The sequence below is a fragment of the Fictibacillus barbaricus genome (genome assembly GCF_014635025.1).
GTDB classification, from domain to species: domain Bacteria; phylum Bacillota; class Bacilli; order Bacillales; family Fictibacillaceae; genus Fictibacillus; species Fictibacillus barbaricus.
The window spans coordinates 1,382,505-1,402,161 of sequence record NZ_BMCE01000002.1; the positions used below are offsets into that span (position 1 = coordinate 1,382,505).

The 19,657-nt window shown below is 40.0% G+C and carries 20 protein-coding genes; 2 read left to right on the plus strand and 18 right to left on the minus strand.

What is annotated here, in order from left to right; genetic code table 11:
- Positions 1 to 105: 105 nt before the first annotated feature.
- From IEV52_RS16500 to IEV52_RS16545, 9 genes are all read right to left on the minus strand, one after another.
- Complete coding sequence (locus IEV52_RS16500; RefSeq protein WP_188403964.1) at positions 106 to 792, minus strand: YqcI/YcgG family protein; 687 nt, start codon at positions 790 to 792, stop codon at positions 106 to 108.
- Positions 793 to 876: 84 nt separating this feature from the next.
- Entirely contained in the window at positions 877 to 1,887 is a 1,011-nt protein-coding gene (locus IEV52_RS16505; RefSeq protein ID WP_188403583.1) for a phosphotransferase, read from the minus strand.
- Positions 1,888 to 2,419: 532 nt separating this feature from the next.
- Positions 2,420 to 4,222, minus strand: coding sequence for an IucA/IucC family protein (locus tag IEV52_RS16515; protein WP_188403584.1), 1,803 nt, complete (start codon positions 4,220 to 4,222; stop codon positions 2,420 to 2,422).
- A 42-nt stretch (positions 4,223 to 4,264) separates the two neighbouring features.
- A complete protein-coding gene (locus tag IEV52_RS16520) occupies positions 4,265 to 5,614 on the minus strand; it encodes a lysine N(6)-hydroxylase/L-ornithine N(5)-oxygenase family protein (protein ID WP_188403585.1) in 1,350 nt (449 codons plus the stop codon).
- The gene (locus tag IEV52_RS16525; RefSeq protein ID WP_240460768.1) at positions 5,589 to 6,173 is read right to left on the minus strand and encodes a GNAT family N-acetyltransferase; all 585 of its coding nucleotides are present in this window, start codon (positions 6,171 to 6,173) and stop codon (positions 5,589 to 5,591) included. Before IEV52_RS16525 ends, IEV52_RS16520 begins: the two co-directional genes overlap by 26 nt.
- Positions 6,157 to 7,929, minus strand: coding sequence for an IucA/IucC family protein (locus IEV52_RS16530; RefSeq protein ID WP_188403586.1), 1,773 nt, complete (start codon positions 7,927 to 7,929; stop codon positions 6,157 to 6,159). The genes IEV52_RS16525 and IEV52_RS16530 overlap by 17 nt, the downstream gene beginning before the upstream one ends.
- Complete coding sequence (locus tag IEV52_RS16535) at positions 7,926 to 9,416, minus strand: pyridoxal phosphate-dependent decarboxylase family protein (RefSeq protein ID WP_188403587.1); 1,491 nt, start codon at positions 9,414 to 9,416, stop codon at positions 7,926 to 7,928. The genes IEV52_RS16530 and IEV52_RS16535 overlap by 4 nt, the downstream gene beginning before the upstream one ends.
- Before the next feature lie 9 nt (positions 9,417 to 9,425).
- Positions 9,426 to 10,772: an aspartate aminotransferase family protein gene (locus IEV52_RS16540; RefSeq protein WP_373869422.1), complete on the minus strand. Its 1,347-nt coding sequence runs from the start codon at positions 10,770 to 10,772 to the stop codon at positions 9,426 to 9,428.
- A 278-nt stretch (positions 10,773 to 11,050) separates the two neighbouring features.
- Positions 11,051 to 11,803, minus strand: coding sequence for a GNAT family N-acetyltransferase (locus IEV52_RS16545; protein ID WP_188403588.1), 753 nt, complete (start codon positions 11,801 to 11,803; stop codon positions 11,051 to 11,053).
- 93 nt (positions 11,804 to 11,896) lie between these two features.
- Here IEV52_RS16545 and IEV52_RS16550 point away from each other — a divergent pair, with 93 nt between their 5' ends.
- The gene (locus IEV52_RS16550; RefSeq protein ID WP_188403589.1) at positions 11,897 to 12,601 is read left to right on the plus strand and encodes a DUF421 domain-containing protein; all 705 of its coding nucleotides are present in this window, start codon (positions 11,897 to 11,899) and stop codon (positions 12,599 to 12,601) included.
- 68 nt (positions 12,602 to 12,669) lie between these two features.
- On the opposite strand, the gene IEV52_RS22820 is transcribed toward IEV52_RS16550, so the two are convergent.
- The 7 genes from IEV52_RS22820 to IEV52_RS16580 all read right to left on the minus strand — a co-directional run bounded on the left by IEV52_RS22820 (position 12,670) and on the right by IEV52_RS16580 (position 16,904).
- On the minus strand, positions 12,670 to 12,816 hold the full coding sequence (locus tag IEV52_RS22820) for a DUF6157 family protein (protein WP_373869423.1): 147 nt from the start codon (positions 12,814 to 12,816) through the stop codon (positions 12,670 to 12,672).
- 4 nt (positions 12,817 to 12,820) lie between these two features.
- Complete coding sequence (locus IEV52_RS16555; protein ID WP_188403590.1) at positions 12,821 to 13,288, minus strand: GNAT family N-acetyltransferase; 468 nt, start codon at positions 13,286 to 13,288, stop codon at positions 12,821 to 12,823.
- Between the two features lie 59 nt (positions 13,289 to 13,347).
- A complete protein-coding gene (locus IEV52_RS16560; RefSeq protein WP_188403591.1) occupies positions 13,348 to 14,157 on the minus strand; it encodes an alpha/beta fold hydrolase in 810 nt (269 codons plus the stop codon).
- Between the two features lie 109 nt (positions 14,158 to 14,266).
- Complete coding sequence (locus IEV52_RS16565; RefSeq protein WP_188403592.1) at positions 14,267 to 14,929, minus strand: type 1 glutamine amidotransferase domain-containing protein; 663 nt, start codon at positions 14,927 to 14,929, stop codon at positions 14,267 to 14,269.
- A 167-nt stretch (positions 14,930 to 15,096) separates the two neighbouring features.
- Positions 15,097 to 15,942 (minus strand): aldo/keto reductase, encoded by an 846-nt coding sequence (locus IEV52_RS16570; protein WP_188403593.1) that lies wholly within the window; start codon positions 15,940 to 15,942, stop codon positions 15,097 to 15,099.
- Positions 15,943 to 15,987: 45 nt separating this feature from the next.
- Positions 15,988 to 16,398: an HIT family protein gene (locus IEV52_RS16575; RefSeq protein WP_188403594.1), complete on the minus strand. Its 411-nt coding sequence runs from the start codon at positions 16,396 to 16,398 to the stop codon at positions 15,988 to 15,990.
- Entirely contained in the window at positions 16,398 to 16,904 is a 507-nt protein-coding gene (locus IEV52_RS16580; RefSeq protein WP_188403595.1) for an NUDIX hydrolase, read from the minus strand. Before IEV52_RS16580 ends, IEV52_RS16575 begins: the two co-directional genes overlap by 1 nt.
- Before the next feature lie 187 nt (positions 16,905 to 17,091).
- Between IEV52_RS16580 and IEV52_RS16585 the strand changes: the two genes are divergently transcribed.
- Positions 17,092 to 17,334, plus strand: a complete 243-nt coding sequence (locus IEV52_RS16585; RefSeq protein ID WP_188403596.1) for a transporter suffix domain-containing protein — start codon at positions 17,092 to 17,094, stop codon at positions 17,332 to 17,334.
- 183 nt (positions 17,335 to 17,517) lie between these two features.
- Here the strand turns inward: IEV52_RS16585 and IEV52_RS16590 are convergent, their stop codons facing one another.
- Together IEV52_RS16590 and IEV52_RS16595 are read right to left on the minus strand one after the other, a co-directional pair.
- Positions 17,518 to 18,090 (minus strand): MFS transporter, encoded by a 573-nt coding sequence (locus IEV52_RS16590; RefSeq protein ID WP_188403597.1) that lies wholly within the window; start codon positions 18,088 to 18,090, stop codon positions 17,518 to 17,520.
- Positions 18,087 to 19,511 carry an FAD-binding oxidoreductase gene (locus IEV52_RS16595; RefSeq protein ID WP_188403598.1) on the minus strand — a complete coding sequence of 475 codons (1,425 nt, stop codon included), beginning with the start codon at positions 19,509 to 19,511 and terminating at the stop codon, positions 18,087 to 18,089. The genes IEV52_RS16590 and IEV52_RS16595 overlap by 4 nt, the downstream gene beginning before the upstream one ends.
- Positions 19,512 to 19,657 lie beyond the last annotated feature (146 nt).

Genomic DNA, 19,657 nt, shown 5'->3' on the forward strand with positions numbered 1-19,657 from the left:
GAGGTATATGTTAACAGGCGACGAAGAGATTCATTGTTGTTTAGTATGCTGGAACACGAATGGACAAACAAAAAAGGACTCCATTAAGAGGAGTCCTTTTGCTTATTATTTGTGATGAAACGGACATTTCCCCGTTATTGGTTCAACGTCGTCGCCAATAAAATATTGCTTCCACTCGCGGTGTTCCGGGTCACCATAATGACTGATGTTTGGATGCTTTGGCAAGTTATCCCACTTTTCTACTCGTTCCCGCACTTTTTCTCGAGACATAGAGCCGCCTGGGGATGTCCCCTCAAGACCTTCAAAAATACGGCGCGGCTGAAATCCAAGAACTAAACTGTTCCCAAGGTCTCTTGTTTTTCGCTGCTTATATGCAGGAGCATTCCCAAAGACAAAATAAGGTTCGTTATCAAATGAAAAAGCAAATAAGTGATGATCTGGATCCTTCGGAATATGTTCAGGCCAAGGCTGATCATCTGTCTCATGTAGAGACTGGAGGATCTTCCAGAAGTAATCCCGGTAATACGGAATGTCTTTTTCTTCTTTCTCAGGTTCCACGAACACGAACAATCCATGACGAATTAATTTTGGTGCATCAAAAAGTTTGTTAAACTCTCGGATCGCTTCGGGCAGATTCGACCAATCATCATGGGTAATATACGCATAGCGAAGCTCTCCTTTATTCTCAGCTGCCATTCCAAAGTAGCAAGGAAACGTTTTATTGGTTACTGTTTCATGAAAGGTCTTATACTCTTCAATGACCCAAGCTGGTACTTTTTCTGGATTTGTCATATCTTCTTTTTTCAGCAAACATAATTGTTTCGTCTCCACTTAACCACTCCTCTTATCTGTTAGTGAGGAATTTCCCTTAAGCTCTTACTTCAAAACATGAATGTTTTTGCTTCTTTTTTCCAGGAGTATGTCTTCAAGATTCCCTAGATTTTTAGCTAACCAATTTATCTCCTCTTTAAAGCGTTTCGGAGGTTCTCCTTCATGAGGGATAATACTGACCCACCATGTGCTTTCCATATACCAGACCAATTTTAAAGAAACTATTAACTTTTCAATTGATAATTTATTTGTATCTCGATATCCCTTAACAAATGCCTGTACTGCTTCCTGATTTAGTTTTCCATTAAGTAAGCACGTGGAAATTATAATTCTGCCTAAGTCTAATTCGATAAAATCAAAATTCATGCGGTCATAATCCAATATAGCTTTTACTTCATTTGTTGAGAACAAAAGGTTATCTACCCATAAATCACGGTGACACCATCCAGGAGTCAAACTTTTAAAATCAGAATCATCCAAAGTACTTGTTGCTTCTTTTTGCAGCTGGAAAGCTGGTTTAAGATGGTTATAGTGTTCTTCCTCGCAATGTGATAGAACAGAATCCCAATAAGCAAGGCGTTCCCCAATCGTTGGAAGCTGAAACACAGTTTCTGTTTTTGGTGGTAAATGTCCATCGTTAAACACGTTGTGAAGTTTCCCAATCCACGCACCTAATGACTCCATCTGCTGTGTTGTTGCTGTTCCCGCTTTTATTAGATCACCTTCCATAAAACGCATCACAGTAAAAAGTTCACCATACTTTGACTTATGTAAAACCTCTCCATCATGGGTTAGAAGTTCTGGGCAAGGTATACCGTTTAGAAACGAATAGTTTTGAATGTGTAGTGCAGATTTCACGGTTTGAAGATCGTATCTTTTCATTCTCTCCCTGTTGTATTGCTTGATAAGGAATGTCCCCTTATTCGTTTCCATTTTCCACTTTTGATTGAGCCAGCCACGCTGAATCGGGGTACATTTTAGCACTTGAAAATTAAATCGCTCTTCTGCTTCTTCTTTTAACTGCTCCCATAATGCCTTTGAATCCAGTTCACTCACTACTTTCTGTATGTATCTTCAAATTCTTGCCTTGTACTTCTATCTTCTATCTCCTACGAGATAAACAGATTTTCAGCATTTTTTTGCTGAGAAGTTGAAAATATCAGCATTATCTTATTTTGTTAAAAGTTACATTAACAGTACCTCTCTTTCACAAGGATCCGTTTGCCTTTTTCTTTTAAAACCTAAATAACGTGTACCTTGAAAAGTAAGTGTACCCCTATCTCCTTTAACTAACAGGCCATATTCTTGTTCTAACTCCTTACCATATTATGACATACCAAAATTTAAAAACAGAAGTTTCAGTTTTATAAAATTGGACTTTGTTTACAGTACGTGTTCTTTTTTCTGTTACACGTTCGCCCGATTTTGGTCCATTCACTCCACCATTCGACAAAAGTTCACCCGAAAAAAAGCTGTTTACGCACTCTTGTCCGTTGTTCACACCCATATTTAACAGATTTTCGACCTTTATCAGCTCCACCAACAAAAAAAGTGGCTTTCTCAGCCGAGAAAACCACTACTTCCACTATTAAACTGCTTGTATTTTATTATTTCTTATTATATGCAGCGCATTTCGCACTTTACCATATTCTGATGCATGCGGGCGATCATCTCCATCATTATAGCCGTAGTCTACCATTCTATTTCGATTTAGACATAATTTTGTAAGCTCTGGCTTAAAGAAATCAAACAGTTTAAAGCGTTCTTCTAAATGCGAAAACCGGGTCTGATACGACTCAATACTCGCCACTAAGTGGGACCAGAACACAGTTTCTTCTATAAGACTGTTACGCACCATAACATTCGACATATAGCGGAGGTGACAGATGAACAGTCCTGTGAAGATAAATTGAGTCAATCCTTCGGGCGGCTCGCTGCGTAATACCGCTCTGAGTTCTTCCGTTACACCCTCTAACTCTGGGAATGGCTGATCTGAAATGTTAACGTCATCCACATAATCTTTTACTGCTAATCTTTCGGGCTTATAGTCTTTTAATATCAGGATGGTGTTTTGACCATGCGGCGAGAAAACTGTGCCGTACTGATATAAGAAATGAAGCAGCGGGGGCATTATAACATCAAAGAACTTCTTCATCCATTCATCAGCCGTTAAACCTGATTTTTCAATAAGACTTTGAACGAACGGTTTTCCATTTACATCTACATGGTGAAGAGCAGCAAGCGTAATAGGCTGTTCGCCATCTTTTAAATAGTTGTAAATGCTCTCGCGCCAGATCGTACCGAGCATTTCTAAATATTGATAAGGAGCGCCTTTTAACCTGCTATAATGGGGGTGATCGACATTGATACTCGCCACTTCGCCAGGCAGAACAACCTCACATTCATCACGCAAGAAACTGTCTTTTTCAAAGATACCCTTAATATGCTCTGTCACACGAGGTGCGATGACCGTACGCTCTGCCGGAAGTCCACGATAGACGAGCGTATTTAAAATACTCATGGGCAACTTCACATGAGACTTCAACGGATTTGTTCTGTTTACCATCGTTCGAACCGATTGTTGCGGCAAGTAATGATCTGTACCTTCTTCAAGTGGTACGATCATACCTGTCGCCAGATCCTCAGGATAGTTTTGAATCAAGATGTTTTTCCATTGCCATTCGTGTACCGGCATAAAGAAATAATCAAGCGGTAACTTACCGTTCTCTCGCAAAATTTCATTAAAACGCTGAACAAGTACACCATCCAGTTCTCTCATGATCAGCTTCTCATAATGGAGTTCCCCCACAGAATGAAACTGGGCACGATCACGATGTACGGCGATCCAAAAAAGCTTTGTTTCCTGTTGGTTTTCCGGCGCGTATTTTACATAATCATCAAATCCAAACCCGATACGGCCTTTATTATACGTTATCCATGGATGACCGGACATCTCACCCTCTAGCTCGGCATAATCCAGGTCTACTAACTCATCAGATGTTTTTCTATGATTGATGAGTAAGTTAGCATCAGCAATTAGGGTATGATTTAATTCTTTGATCAAATGTCCTGCTGTTTCAGCAGACATGCCGATCAACGGCTGAATATCGGTTAAAAAACGTATGGCATTGGTAGCAGGTTTCCAATTTCCATCTTCAAACACTTCAATGGAAGCCGCCTCTACATCATAGCTGTCAAAAAATCGTTTTTCTGCATTAAAACGGTATTTCCGATCAGGGCCAACAGAGAAAACAAAACCGCTTCCTTCTTCCTCAGGCCGAATCATGTCTTCGTACATATACTCCGCTAACATTTTAGCAAGTAAGTTTTTGTTAACCTTTTCCCACGTTTCTTTTTGTAAGATAGATTCTGTTTCATTTATATAAAGCATGTTTTTCCTCCTTGTGTACGAGTGAGTTAAATGGAAAAAGAGTTAACGAACGGGAGCCGGCTTCCATGCAGGTTCCATCCCAAATGTCTGAAACACATTCTTCTGGCTGACAGGATAGATCTCTTTTCCATAAAGCTTGTTGATGATCACGGCATTCCGGTGCGCACCAAGACCAAGATCCGGGGCACCGACACCATGCGTATGAAGCTCACCATTTTGAATAAAGATATGATTGTCCTCAAGACCTTTTGTCATTAAACGATAATCGTTGGTAATCTGGTAGCGGTTCTTTTTATCCCACTCGATTCGTTCTTGCATACTCATTAAAAAGTGCGGAAACGAAGGAGCGTACCCTGTTCCTAAAATCACTACATCTGACTGCAGTTCGAACACTTCACCTGTTACATGCTGTCTTAGTGAAAGGAGATGTGAATCATCCACTCTTTCAAGATGAACAAGTTCTGTCATCGCCTGCAAATGAATCTCAGGTTTTACTTGGCCTACTGATTTTTCATACAGAAGATCATAAATATCAGCAATCGTGTCCATGCTGATCCCTTTATATAAAAGATCTTGTTTTTTTAGAAGATCATCCTTTTTCGAAGCTGGCAGCTGATAAAAGAAGTTCGTATAATCTGGTGAGAAATACTCAAGTCCTAACTTGGAATACTCCATAGGAAAGAATCCACTTGAACGTGTGAACCAATTCAAGGTATATGAATCATTATCCTGGAGCAGCGCAAGATCATAGAACACTTCTGCTGCACTCTGCCCTGATCCAATCACGGTAATCGAATTTGCTTGGAGCAGTTCTTCTTTTTTATTCATGTACTCTGAAGAGTGGATCACTTTAGCGCCAAGCTGTCTTTCTATATGAGACGGAACAGAAGGACTCGTCCCAATTCCTACTGAGAGATGCCTTGCATAATACGTATCCGTTTCACCAGAGCTTTCTGACTTCACAATCACCTCATACAGCAAACCTTCAGCAAGGTCTACAGGCCGAACCTGCTCTACTGTCATACCAAATCGGCAAGATTCCAGTTGATTGGCTGCCCAGCGGCAGTAGTGGTTGTACTCCTTGCGCGGGATATGAAAGTTCTCCAAAAAATAAAAATGATACAACCGATTATGTTCTTGAAGATAGTTTAAAAATGTATACTTGCTCTTTACGTCTGCCATACTCACCAAGTCTGCAAAGAATGGCACTTGAAGCGTCGTTCCGTCGATCAGCATCCCTTTGTGCCAATTGAACTCTGTTCTCTTTTCTAAAAACAGTGCTTCTTTTCCACCCGTTTCATCCAGCATCGCCGCTAGTCCAAGATTGAATGGCCCGATGCCGACACCAATTATGTCATATATTTTTTTAGGCCGTAGCTGTTTTAAAGACATCTTCCCATCTCCTCTCAAACGTTTCCCGATGACAATACATGAGCATGCCTGTCTTATCTGGAAGCTCAATCGGCTTCACCTTTTCAAAACCGCATTTCTCAAAAACGTGAATCATCTTTTCGTTCATAATATCCGGCTCAGCAATCACTTTTTCGGTGCCTTTTGATAAAAACTGAAAACGAACCATGGCACGAAGCAGTGGAAGGGCGTATCCCATACCCAGATAGTCTTCTTCACCTATCAGCAGATGAATGCCTTGATCTTCTGGATGAGGATCATAGCAATTCTCAACAACATCTCCAATTACCCAATATGCTTCCCAATAGCTCATTGGAACACCATCGATCAATCCGAGATATAACGATTGATGCTGATCGGCCAAAAAATTTTCAAGATGGGTTCGATAATCTTTCAGTGAGATATCCAGCTTCCAGAATGGAATAACATATGGCTGGTGCTGCCATTTATGCAGAAGTGAAACATCCCGTTCTAGATCAGCCTTTACAAAAGAGATCGATTTTTCTATTGTTGGATCGTAGAAACTAAACTCTGGCTTCATCTGATCTCAGCACCTTCTGTAATGGGTTAGGGATATTTGTATAAACGGACTGTGTCTCGAGTGAACCTACTAGCTCGTCCATGTCATAAAAACGCGTTAATAGGTTTGCCTTACATGGCAGTTCCTCTTTATCTAGCAAACTTCTTAAAAGGTCAGAGTGTCCTCCAGTAATGGTGTCATGATGTATTAAGCGGTCTCGCAGCATCTTCATCAGCTTATCTTCTTCAATAAGTCCAGCTGAACCAAACCCGTTGATCAAGCCGAATAAATGGTTCATAAAGAAGTAATAACGAAAACGTTCAATTGCCACTTCATCGCTGCAGATCGTTACACTTTTGCGGTTCAAATCAGGCAATTGTTCCACGAGCAGGTCTGCCTTTGATTCGCTGTAATAATACCCTTGGTTATCACGGTAATAGAAATTCTTCGGATACCCTTTTTCTAGCTGTACTACCGCATTCTGCTGGTGTGCTTCAAGTGCGATGCCATATGTTTCATAGAGCCAGAGCATCGGATCGAGTGCCACTGACAGATATTTTGCAAACCAATCTTTACTTGCTTCTTCTGTCGTTCTATTTTCTCTTTGTGCCAGATCCTCAATGATCGCCTTGATCCTCGAGCGCCCGCCGTAACCATGATCCTGACAAAGTCCAGCTATCAAACTGGCATTCTCGTCGTTTTGATAGAAAGGATTCTCTCTGATCACCACTTCGAATCCAGATGTTTCTTTTTCAGTCGGTATATTTAAGTAGGCTGGATCTTGGATGATCTGAAAGGATGGGAAGAGTTCTTTTAATTCTTGTCCAATGCGCGACTGAATGAGTCTTGAAACTTCCACACCTCTATGTAACTCTTTTTCCAGATTAACGCGTAATGAGTTCGTGATTTTAATAGGAACAGAGAATTTGAACATGTATTTAAAGTCCTGGCTGTATACGGTTCTCATAGATGATGTTGCAGAGAACTTTTCACCATATGGGCCGATATAGTCTAGCTTTCCTTCTTTTATTAACCGTTGTACCTCTTCATCATTAAGCAGGATAGGCACCTGAAGAGGATGAACAGGTATAAAGATAGCTTCTTGATCTTCTAAAAAACAGTTTTCATCTTTCTGAAGCAGTTCCTTTGTAATTTCTTCAGCAGTTACGTCAACAGCTGAATCCTGATCAACGATCGAGCGATCTGCTTTAAAAAAATGAAGCTGAAATGAACCTTTTAGTTCAGGAGCATATATTGACTCTTCATGTATGCTCATTCCTTGTTTGCTTTTTGGCGTTGGATGCAGCAGATGGCCAAAAAGAAGAGATTGCTCTGCTTCAATAAAGGTAAACTCGCAGTTCTGCAAACGGTCAGTGTCTTCTTCTCGCTGCTTTAAATAACGTTCGACATTTTGTTTGCTTAAGATTGTACGAAGCATTAGCTCATCTTCCGCATCATTGCGTCCATTCTTCAGCAATAATTCCTTTGAAATAAGCGCGACCAGCGTTACATAGTCCAGTGGCATGAAATGATCATGTGTCATTAAGACGAATGGAAATTGAAAAAGATGTCTCCCCGTTAATGACCAATGTTTTACCGCTGCATAAATAGATGCATGTTGATTAGGCAGGCAGATCTTCAGCCATTTTGCTGGTGCTTCATCGTGCCATTCCAATTCAGCGGGTGCCTCTTCCATATAGTTTTGTGTTTCTCTTAAGTAACAGTTCAAGAAACTTTGCATGCTTGCTTCTTCTGCTCGTTGTTTGTGATTTGTCATTGGGTAATCCCCCTGTCTTCGTACTCTGCTGCAAATTGAGAAATGCTATGAAGAATGTCTTCAATATCAACGATGGTCGTTCTCGGGTTAAGCAGCGTAAACTTCAAATAAACCTGATCTTTCACTCTCGTTTTTGCAATTAATGCTGTTCCTGTATGAATGAGTTTTTTATAGATAAACGTATTCTTTTCATCCAGGTTCTCTTCTGTGTTGTCGGTGTAACGGAAAACGACAGCATTGATTTCAGGAATCGTGTTACAAACTTGGATGTTCTCTAGGTGAGCCATCACTTCGGCAGCCTGCTTTGCAAGTTGAACCGTGTAATCGATCATACAGGCAAAATTCTTTTCCCCAACCATTCGCAGTGACATAAATAATTTCAACGCATCAAATCGTCTTGTAGTCTGTATAGACTTATTGACTAAATGGACAAGGCCAACTTCTTCATCATCTTCCGGATTTAAGTAATCGGCATGATGAGTGAGGTAACGGAAATTCTTTTTATCTTTTACAAAAAACGCTCCGCAACTGATCGGCTGATAAAATTGCTTGTGAAAATCGATTGTGATAGAATCTGCTCGGTTAATGCCCTCCAGTTTGTTAAAGTGTGTTTCGCTAAGCATAAGGGCGCCACCATAAGCAGCATCTACATGCAGCCAAAGTCCATGCTCGTCTGTAATAGCGGCAGTCTCTAAAATAGGATCGATGCTTCCAAAATCTGTTGTTCCTGCTGTTGCAACCACACACATCGGTATGAAGCCGCCAGCTTTTAAACGCTCAATTTCTTCAGCTAATATGGCGGTATTCATTTTATGATTGATGTCTGTTGGAACGGTAATAACAGATTGTTCACCCAGCCCTAGCTGAAAAGCAGACTTTTTCACTGTAAAATGGGCACTTTCCGAACAAAGTATTCGGAGTCTATGAAATTCAGGCGGCAATCCTTGTTGCTTAACGTTCCAATTCCAATGCTTATCACAAAACCAATCTCTCGCTAACAACAATCCCATGTAGTTCGATTGTGTACCTCCACTTGTAAATGTTCCATCAGAAGATAGAGGCAGGGTAAGCTTTTCACCTACCCAGTTGATCAGACGTTCCTCCAGAAAAGTGGCTGTTGAACTTTGATCCCAGGAATCCATTGACTGATTAAGTGTGGCAATGATCAGTTCCGCTGCGATTGCTGGTATAAGTGGCGGACAATGAAGATGACCGATACTCGTTGGGTGAGAAACATGAATGCTGTTCTTTACAATTCTTTTCTGAACATCATCTAATACAACAAGAAAATCGTCTCCCTCTTTTGAACGAATAGGCAGAGCATCTATTTCTTGTTCAATGACTTCAGGGAGCTCTCCACTAAAAGCATCTGAATTGGTTTTATAAAATTCACTTATCAGCTGCTGAGTCTCCAATACGATTTGTTGAAAATTCTCATTACCAGCTGGGCTGTTTAAGAAAAAACGGTCAAAATCAGTTGTGTTCATGCTGCACCCCTAATTGACAGCGGTTTTTACCGCCTCTTTAAATATGGAAATTACATCTTCAAGCTGAGCTTCAGTGATAATAAGCGGTGGCAGGAATCGGATCACACTTCCATGCCTTCCTCCAACTTCTAAAATAAGTCCTCTGTTAAAACATTCTCGCTGAATACGGCTTGCCAGCTCCGGATTTGCTCCAAACGTCCCAGCTAAACCAGTTAGCACTCTTGGATTTACAATCTCAGCACCTACCATCAGACCTAGTCCGCGGACATCACCAATTTCGGGATATTCGTTTTGCAAGTCTGACAGCTCTTGCATCAGCTTCTCTCCAAGGGCAGCCGCATGCTGTGGAAGGTTGTTCTCTTTTACATAGCGAAGCGTCGCTGTTCCTGCAGCCATTGCCATTTGATTTCCTCGGAATGTTCCAATGTGTGCTCCCGGTCCCCATTTATCCAGTTCACGGTCATATATAACCACTGAGAGAGGTAAGCTACCGCCGATGGCTTTAGATAAGACCACGACATCCGGGATGATATCTGCATGCTGAAACGCAAACAATTCTCCAGTTCGTCCGATTCCTGTTTGAACTTCATCAATGATTAATGGAATGTTGCGCTCTTTCGTGATCCTGCGGATTTCTCTCAACCACTCTACTGGAGCTGGAATAGAGCCGCCTTCCCCTTGCACGGCTTCCAAGATCATCGCCGCTGGAGGAAGGATTCCACTTTCTGGATCGTACAGAAGATTTTCAATATATTTAGCGCTTATTCTGTGTGTGTCATCTCCACCCATCCCAAACGGACAACGATATGCATACGGATATGGCATAAAATGAACATCTGGCATTAAACCTTGTACATTCTGTTTTGGCCCTAAGTTACCGGATAACGCCATCGTCCCGTGGGTTGCTCCATGATAACCGCCTTGGAAAGAGAGGATGCTTCTTCTGCCAGTTGCTGTTTTTACAAGCTTGATCGCAGCTTCGATTGCGTCCCCTCCTGTTGGCCCGCAGAATTGGATCTTTGCACGCTTCGCAAATTCTTGCGGCAAACTTTCAAACACTTCACTAACGAATTCTTCTTTTACTGGCGTTGTTAAATCCAGTGTATGTAATGGGCGCTTATCATGAAGCACTTTCTCAATCGCATCGATCACGACTGGATGATTGTGTCCAAGTGCAAGTGTTCCAGCTCCTGCTAGACAATCGATATACGTTTTTCCATCAGCATCTTTTACATAGATACCTTCCGCTTCCTCAATCGCGATCGGGATGCGTCGTGGATATGATCTTGCATTTGATTCTCTCTTTTCCTGCTGTTTCAGATACTTTTCGTTCATTTCTATTTGTAACGTGTTCACTGTTTTTTCCTCCTTAAGTTATATCCGACACTGAAAATGATTCTCATTACCGATTACATGTATAACCTTAATTGATAATGATTATCATCGTCAATGATAAAATATCCCTAACTTCTTTCCATTTATTTTTATTGCTGTATCTGAAGGATAGGTATAAAGACCTGTGTTTTTGTAATCCTTCTGAAGGTAAGTTCTCATCTAACTATGCTCAAATTTGCTGGTAAATAGAAAAATTAGCATGTTCAATAAAAAAAGCCGCCATTTGGCGACTTTTTACCTTACTTATCAAAATAATAATAGTATGAGGCTCTTCTTCCTCTTTCCTCACATCCTGATTTCTGAAAGATTCGCTGCATCGCCGTATTCGTCTCGTGCGTGGAACCTACGTAATAACTCGCTCCCAATTCTTTCAAAAGTTTTAAAGAAAGTTTATGAAGGATCCCTGCATACCCTTTTCCTCTCTCTTCCGGCAACACACCAAAATAAAATAAACGTCCCTCATCTTCCGTTCCCGGTTCAATGTGAGGAATGCAAACGGCCACCGGAACTTTATCCTTATAGAAAACTCCGCAATTTCTCATCCATCCGGACCCTAGCTCATGCTTTACTGAAATTAAATGCTCGTCCATAGAAAGAGTCGAATTTGCATTACCTGAACCTTGCATGACTCTTCCCCATAAACTCTTAAACTCAGTTTCAGTAAACCTGGAATCTTCCAATGTAAAATAGGAAAAATCGGTTTTTAGTTCAAAATCTTCAGAAAAGCTTTTGTAATATTCCACTGACGTTGTAAATAACTCAAACCCTCGTTCCTCTAAATGTGCAGCATGGTTAAAAAATACTATACTATCCTTTTTTAAATGAACGCTTACCCGGTTGAGATTATTAGATAATCCTATTGACAGCAGTTCATCAACCAAATGAGAAAATACTTCTGTTTCAATTCTCTTCTTCTGCTCTAAACCAACAAAAGAAGGCATTCCGTTTAATATATAAAATGATTCCTGCGATATGGTGCTAAGACGATTCATATTATTTCACGCAACTTTCTTACATGGAAGGATTTATATTTAAAATTTGATGACCATACTACTAAAAGCATTGAAAGAGACGAGGTGTAGCATTTGCTTGATTTTTATCAAAGTCAGGAATCTTTAACGAGCATCGAGTGGATCTTAAGGGCAATCGTAGCCTTTTTCTTTTTGCTTATTGCTGTAAAAGTGATGGGACTGCGATCTATTTCACAACTGCGATTACTGGATTTTGTTATGGCACTTATTTTCGGAAACATCATTGCACATCCACTTTCTGACGAACACCTAGGACTAAAAGGGTCTTTAATCACGATGACTGTTCTCGTTTTTTTATATGTAAGTACAACTTTAACTGGCCTGCATTGGCACCCAATTCGAAAAATTATTGATCCTGCTCCAATCCCTTTGGTGAGGAATGGACAGATCCAATATAAAAACCTTAAAAAAGCCAGAATTTCCATCGATGTACTCTATTCAGAACTGAGAAGACACAGGGTAATTGATATTCAAGAAGTAGCACTCGCCTTATTTGAATCAAACGGAACGGTTACATCCTTCTTACAGCCCTCCTATCAGACTGTTATTCAGAAAGATCTAAGCTTGCCGTCAAAGCCGTTTGATTATCCTCAAATTGTGATCAAAGAAGGGAAGATTAATCAAAAAGAGCTATCAAAGATTGGAAAAGACGAAGAATGGCTCCATGAACAACTTAAGAAGAAGCATGCCAAATTGCCAGATATACTTATTGCGACTCTGAATCACCAAGAACAACTGCATCTTATGTTCTATAAGTAAACAGCATTTACTTTTTACTGATGTTACGCATGGTGGCGATCAGTTTTATTTTGCCGTTCTCATTTTTATTAAAGGTGATTAGCAAGCAGCTCGAATTCAAGGGAAGTTTTTGTTGGTCTTGTTTTACGTAAAGGAGGAACTTCCCCTCGTGTTACAGGGCAGTATTCTGCTACCTTGATAAACGTTTCGCAGTAGTTGAAGTCTTTATTTATCATTTTACTATCTTTCAGTAAACGATAATCTCCAGACTTCTTCTTCTCCAAACATCTGTGTTGTCTTTGTGAAACCTAAACTTTCATACAGTTTCTTAGCTGTCTTATTATCTTGATAAACAGTTAGCCTAATTTCATCACATTGGTTAAAGTTTTTTCTGATCCACGAGATCATTTCAACCATGGCTGCTCGCCCGTATCCTTTTCCTTGATGCTTTTCATCAACGATAAATCCGTTGATCCAGTACATACCTGAAGTTTGCTCTTCATAAGCATGCATGATGAAACCTATCATCTGTTCAGAGTCATAAATAGCAAATGGAAGATATTCAACATTTGGTCCGTCTGGTTTTATATACACTTTTGCAAGTGAAACAGCTACTGTTGGTGCAAACTTGCTCTGTTCTTCTTTTACCTGAAGCTTCAAAGCTTCTTCCCAGTTATCTCGTGTAACCCTATTTAATTTAATGTTCATTCACTAGTCTCCTCAAAGTCTTTTTTCTTTTCTTCTTCACAAACCTTCCCTATTCCTCTTTACTCTATAAACTCTGCGAGTTCTTTGTTCACTTTCTCCCACTCTTCCCAGAACAGGCCATGGCCGCTATTTTCCAACGGTATAAGTTTCGAGTTTTGAATGCCTTTGTTCATGGCAAGAGCCAGGGGAAAAGGGCATACTTGATCATGCACTCCATGAAGGATTAGAGTTGGAACTTTTATTTTTTCAAGGTCAGAAAACAGTGACTCATCACGCAGCGAACCTAAAACCGCTGCTGTCGAATAACCCGCAGCTTCCAGGCCCAACTGAAAAAACCAGGTGGAAAATGGCTCGGTTACATATTTAAAGAAGAAAAGATCACCAAATCCTGAAAGCATTTTAGGCCTGTCTTTATACGTGTCTTGTATTAACGTGTTCACTTGCTCAACCGAAATACCATATGGAAAATTTGGCCGTTTTGTAAAACTTGGCGCTGCTGCAGCTAAGAGAGCTAATTTAGAAACACCATAATTGTTATGTCTAGCCATATATCGAATGGAAATAGCTCCACCTACAGAGTGGCCTACCAATGCAAAGTTCTCGAGCTTCAGTGTTTGTACGATGGCATAGATATCATCTGCTAATCGGTCATAGGAGTAGCCAGTGTATGGTTTATCTGATTTCCCGAAACCTCTTAGATCAATGCCTATACACCTAAACCCTTGTGATGGAAGCTGATTAAACTGGTATTCAAACAATTTATGATTCGCTGGCCATCCATGTATAAAAAGGACCGTCTTTTTGCCTTCTGGATTCACATCTTCTACATAGATCCTTACATCTTTTTCAACTCGAATATAGTATCCCATTCCGATTCCCCCATTTTAATCCATTTTTATTAACATACTCAAGGGACCGTCAATGGGTGATTGCCCATATAAAAACGACCGGCACAAGCCAGTCGTTCTAATAATTGGTTTATTGTTTTTCTAGAACATCAATCATTTGAAGGGCAACACTTTTACTGGATTGCGGGTTCTGCCCAGTAACGAGAGTACCATCCGTTACTGCAAAATCCTCCCATTTTCCTGCTCGTTGGAATTCGGCGCCCAGCTCACGAAGTCTCGTTTCTAAAAGGAACGGTACTTCCTTTGTAAGCTTCATTTCTTCTTCCTCTTCATCCGTAAAAGCTGTTACCGTCTTTCCTTTTACAATCGGTGTACCATCTTTAAGTGTTGCAGTCGTGAGACCCGCTGGACCGTGACAAACGCTGCCGATTACTTTGTTCGTCTGCGCCATCTGACTTACTACTTCTTTCAGCGCTTCACTTGCAGGGAAATCAAATACGGTTCCATGGCCACCTGGGAGATATATTGCGTCATAGCTTACAGCGTCATCCTTGCTTAGTTCTGCTGTATCTTCAAGCAAGGCTAGTGCCTCTTTGAAATTCTCTTTATCTACACCTTCTAAACTGTTTGGATCTAATGGAACACCTCCGCCTTTGATACTTTTAACAGTAATGTCATACCCTTTATCACGAAACACGTTAAAAGGAACGGCAAACTCCTCTAACCAAAGGCCTGTTTTATTGCTGCCGATGTTTTGATGGTTTGTTACAACGATCAGAATTCGCTTCGTCATATTGACACTTCCTTCCTTTCTTTAAACTACGCTTACCCTTTTTCCCGTTTTTTCTTTTTTAAAACAAAACAGATACTGAAAAAAGGTGGTGATAGGATGTATCATGTGAACGACCATAATCTACTTATCCAATAAAAAAAGCCTTCCTGTCGGGAAGACTTCAACTCTTAATCAAATTGCTTATAAAACTCTGGATCATCGGGGTCTGCTCCGTTCCTTTTATCCTGATTGAGTGCCGAGATGCGTGACATATCTTTATTCGTTAATTCAAAATCAAAGATATCGATATTCTCCTCAATCCGATTCTTTGTCACAGATTTTGGAATCGTTACGACGCCGTTCTGAAGATCCCAGCGCAGGATAATCTGAGCTACTGATTTATTATACTTTTCTGCAAGTTCAACTAGAGTAGGCTCTTCAAAGATTTCTCCCTTTAAAAGAGGCCGCCATGCTTCTAGTTGTATACCTTTTTCTTTACAATACGACAAAAGGTCTTCCTGTGTTAAACGCGGGTGGTACTCCACCTGGTTGACCATAGGCTTGATCTCAGCATCAGCTATTAAATCTTCAAGATGGTGCTTTTTAAAGTTACTTACACCAATAGCTTTTGCACGGCCATCGTTATAGATTTTCTCTAATGCTTTCCATGTTTCTTTATACATTTCTGGCACCGGCCAGTGAACAAGGTAAAGATCTACATAATCAAGGCCCAATCTTTCTAAACTAGCGTTAAAAGCTTCGAGAGTTCTTTCGTAGCCTTGATCTGTGTTCCAGACCTTTGTCGTGATAAACAGTTCTTCTCTAGGAACATGTGATTCAGCAATCGCTTGTCCAACACCTGCTTCGTTCTCATAAAGGCTCGCTGTATCAATACTTCGATATCCTGCATCAATCGCCCATTTGATAGCCTGAATGACTTCATCACCATCTTCAGCTTTATAGACTCCTAAGCCGACCCATGGCATCTGAACGCCATTATGTAGAACGGCTCGATCATGACTACTGCTTGCCATAATATCCCTCCTTATTTCACTTTGTTATACACTGTTTTCATAGAGTTAAAAAGATTCCACTGTTCTTAGCTTTTCCGCCGTTTCTGCTAATCTCTGAGGTGCATCATCTAAGATTAAAGACTCACTCCATGTAAAACCGTCATTTTCATACCTTGGAATCACATGCATATGAAAATGAGTGAGGTCACTAAATTTTCCCCCATTTTGGTTGATCGTAATCCCATCCGGTTTTAAACATATATTTAATTTCTCTGATGTGTATTTGGCTGCATCCACCACAGCTAAAGTTTCTTCATGTGTTAATTCAGTCAGTTCTTTTACGTGCCTCTTAGGAAGAATCAGCGTATGTCCCTCATTAAACGGATCGATGTCTAAGATGCATCGAATAAGTTCATCTTCAAAAATCGTATGTACAGGAAGTTTACCGTTTGCTAAATCACAGCCTAAACATTCCATTAGATCAGTCCTTTCAAACGAGCTAGCAGCAAACCATGTGCAAGTTCGCTGTCTTTCCATATGCCTTGTTCAATATTTCGAAATGCCCGTTCTACAGGGATATGAAAAGCTTGAATAGTGGATTCTTTTTTCTCAAGCATTTGTGATTGGTACTCTATTATTTCCTTTGTAAAATAAACATGTGTAATCGTGTTGCTCAGGCAGGCACTCGGCTGAATGCTTCCTAAGAATAGAACCTCACCGCAAACGATCCCTGTCTCCTCTGCCAGTTCTCGTTTGGCAGCTTCCATCGGATTTTCGTTTACGTTCATTCCTCCACCTGGAAGTTGTATGATTACTTCATCAACTGCAGGCCGATATTGGCTGATTAAAATCAATGAATCATTTTCAAGAGTGACCATTACCGCTGCTTCATGTGGTATTTCTTTTAAGGTTATACATCCAAACTCATCTTCGAAAACTTCAATCTCTTTATCTCTGCTCTGATAAACAAGTTCTTTCTTCAAGATATCCCCCACCTTTACACCGGTTTCCCCTTAACATTATCCAAGTTTGGAAGCTTTTTCAACTAAGAACCTATTGGTTAAGTGTTTAGTGGTAAAATTTTCTACCCTTATAATAAAATATAGAGGGCGGGAACTTTTATTGTTGCTTTTTCGTACTACAGGTAACTAGTTACGAAGGAGACAACCCATGAAAAAGAAAACTGGAATTATCTTTGTTATACTCTCATTTGTGTTATGGATTTCGATTCCTATTATTCCCTTCCTATCATTTAGCGGAGGTGTAAAGACGGCCATCGTCAGTGGATTGTTTATAGGAGGAGAAGTTTTCTTCTGGCTCGGTGCACTTTTAGCCGGCAAAGACATAGTTAAGAAATTTATTCAAAAGTATTGGCGAAAAAAAGATAAGGATGATAATGGATCGTGTCCATGAAAAAGATGCGCTTAAATGGAAAAAATTCTTGTTGGCTTTATCTATACTTCTTAAATGTAGTAACGTTTGAAACGCCTTTAAACAGATTCTCGGGTATGAGTTTAGATACTCTTCATTCTTGCTTTTTAAGGTATCATCATAAAACTGGTTTTTATCTCAGTTGTATCAATAAAGCCTGGCAGCTTAGTACTGCACAGGCTTTTCTTTTTGGAAAGTTAGTTTGCTCGAAGTTGATTTCATGATCATGATGGCTGAAATCATATACAGGAAAGAGGCAAGATAAAAAAGGCTTCCGATGGTAAGGAAATCTATTAAATAGCCTGTTGCTATTACAGCGATTGCTCCCCAAACATTCGTCCAAAAATGATAGTTTCCAATTTTCTTACCGGTCTGTGTTCCTGTATACTGCCGTGCTAGCGCTGTTTTTTCAACTGTCTTTTGGACGGCACCTAAAACTCCCATCGCAATCTGCAGCATATATAGAACAAAAACCGTCTCAATGATAGGAACAACAAGCATCATCCCTGCCATTCCCCAAGTATAAACAATAAGTAAGGGGCGATCTCCTATCCGGTCAGAAAGTCTTCCTACAACTGGATGAAAAAGTGCACCAGTTAATGCAAAAAGACCGTATGCCAAACCGAATTGCGAGTAACTGTCACCTATATTTCGAATGAGCAGCAAATAAAACGGAAAAGCTATTGAACTCGCTGTCATCAAAAGACTTTGCGATGTTATAAATGTACGATTGTTCATTTTCCATACCTCTCATAAAACAGATTTTTAAACCGATTCTCAGGATCAAGTTCACGTTTCTTCTTAAAGAATTCCTCAATTCGTGGATATGCATTTTTCAGCTGCTGATCCGACGGATAAGAGTAATAGGGCAGATAATAACTGCCTCCGTGTTTTAACGTCATATCGATCGTCTTGCGGATCACTTTTTCTGTTTTTTGTATGTCTTGTTTAGAGCGACCTTGATTGATCAATAGTACAAGCGCAAACATATCGTCTTTGGCATAGGAGAGGACTGCATCCTCATCATGTTCAACATACCGGATTGTAATATTAAGTACATTTAGTTCTTCTCTTGCTAGAACCTTTCGCAGATCATCGATATACGATGTAAACTCATCCACAGGGACAAAATATTCCTGTAATACTTCTGTTCTGTTGGGATTTTCGTATTCCATGAACTCACTGTCTGATCTCATCACGTTGTTTCGTGTTTCATACTTTCCGTTGCTTTCCATGAAAAATTTTTTCTGTGTGTCCCAAAATACATTTTTACCCCACTCACTATAACGTGACATACCTAACATTAATTTAGGGAGAGCAACCAATTCTTCTTCTTTTAATATAGAATACTTCTTTAACCTTCCTTGTTCCCTGGCAAGTACATAATCCGTTATATATATCTCCTTTAAAAACGTCCCTGGTGCAACAGATAATCGAGCTAGATGCATTTTAACCTTCTTATCTTTTTTCACTTTTTCTGCAAAATACGTTTCATATTCTTGATAATCCATGGATGCCGTTCGGTATTGGTAAAGTTCATCCTCTGCTAATTGGAGCGTTACATCTAGAATGACTCCAAATAGTCCGTAGCCTCCAATAACATACGAAAAGTAACCACTGTTCTCTGTCCGGCTAACGTTGATTACTTCTCCATCCGCTTTTAACAATCGAAAGGAGTCAACAGTATCAATCAATGAGCCATATCGGATGTCACGCCCATGAACGTTTACACTTAGCGATCCGCCAACCGTAAAAATATTTTGTGACTGCATAACTTTAATAGATAAACCAAACGGATTTATTTTTTCTTGTATATCTGCCCAAGTGGCCCCGCTTTGTACGGTGATTTTCCTTTTTCCAGGATCGAAATCCAAAATCTTATTGTAGCTCTTCATATCAAGGAGGGTTCCGTTAGGATAAAGCGTATGACCACCTTGACTGTGCTGCATACCTGCAATTGAGATCGTTTCCTCTTCTTGAATCCATTTTTGAAGATCAGGAATTGAGTGAGAGCTTCTGATAACTTTCATTTTCGTAGGTAATAGCTTTCCAGCATCCTCCACCACTTCTGTTTTTTGTTGCAGTGAATATACAAAAACACTTGAATAAAGAGCTACACTATACAGAAAAATCCCAGTTACGATCCATTTTAGCTTCATTCCTTACACTCCCTGCCTAGTGAATAAAGTGTAATTTTACACTAATATTATAAAATAAACCCACATCTTATGCCAAGCAATTTTTTCCATATAAAAAGAAAGACTCGGTCTAGACCAAGTCTTTCATTTCAAAATTGCTCTATTTA

What these genes read in the sequence shown, in the direction of transcription:
- IEV52_RS16555 (WP_188403590.1), bottom strand. Translation starts at nt 13,288, where the DNA reads ATGAACATTAAATTAAATAGGGTTACACGAGATAACTGGGAAGAAGCT.
- IEV52_RS16500 (WP_188403964.1), bottom strand. Translation starts at nt 792, where the DNA reads ATGACAAATCCAGAAAAAGTACCAGCTTGGGTCATTGAAGAGTATAAG.
- IEV52_RS16515 (WP_188403584.1), bottom strand. Translation starts at nt 4,222, where the DNA reads ATGCTTTATATAAATGAAACAGAATCTATCTTACAAAAAGAAACGTGG.
- IEV52_RS16520 (WP_188403585.1), bottom strand. Translation starts at nt 5,614, where the DNA reads ATGTCTTTAAAACAGCTACGGCCTAAAAAAATATATGACATAATTGGT.
- IEV52_RS16535 (WP_188403587.1), bottom strand. Translation starts at nt 9,416, where the DNA reads ATGAACACAACTGATTTTGACCGTTTTTTCTTAAACAGCCCAGCTGGT.
- IEV52_RS22820 (WP_373869423.1), bottom strand. Translation starts at nt 12,816, where the DNA reads ATGATAAATAAAGACTTCAACTACTGCGAAACGTTTATCAAGGTAGCA.
- IEV52_RS16575 (WP_188403594.1), bottom strand. Translation starts at nt 16,398, where the DNA reads ATGGAATGTTTAGGCTGTGATTTAGCAAACGGTAAACTTCCTGTACAT.
- IEV52_RS16530 (WP_188403586.1), bottom strand. Translation starts at nt 7,929, where the DNA reads ATGACAAATCACAAACAACGAGCAGAAGAAGCAAGCATGCAAAGTTTC.
- IEV52_RS16565 (WP_188403592.1), bottom strand. Translation starts at nt 14,929, where the DNA reads ATGACGAAGCGAATTCTGATCGTTGTAACAAACCATCAAAACATCGGC.
- IEV52_RS16585 (WP_188403596.1), top strand. Translation starts at nt 17,092, where the DNA reads ATGAAAAAGAAAACTGGAATTATCTTTGTTATACTCTCATTTGTGTTA.
- IEV52_RS16570 (WP_188403593.1), bottom strand. Translation starts at nt 15,942, where the DNA reads ATGGCAAGCAGTAGTCATGATCGAGCCGTTCTACATAATGGCGTTCAG.
- IEV52_RS16590 (WP_188403597.1), bottom strand. Translation starts at nt 18,090, where the DNA reads ATGAACAATCGTACATTTATAACATCGCAAAGTCTTTTGATGACAGCG.
- IEV52_RS16595 (WP_188403598.1), bottom strand. Translation starts at nt 19,511, where the DNA reads ATGAAGCTAAAATGGATCGTAACTGGGATTTTTCTGTATAGTGTAGCT.
- IEV52_RS16560 (WP_188403591.1), bottom strand. Translation starts at nt 14,157, where the DNA reads ATGGGATACTATATTCGAGTTGAAAAAGATGTAAGGATCTATGTAGAA.
- IEV52_RS16525 (WP_240460768.1), bottom strand. Translation starts at nt 6,173, where the DNA reads ATGAAGCCAGAGTTTAGTTTCTACGATCCAACAATAGAAAAATCGATC.
- IEV52_RS16545 (WP_188403588.1), bottom strand. Translation starts at nt 11,803, where the DNA reads ATGAATCGTCTTAGCACCATATCGCAGGAATCATTTTATATATTAAAC.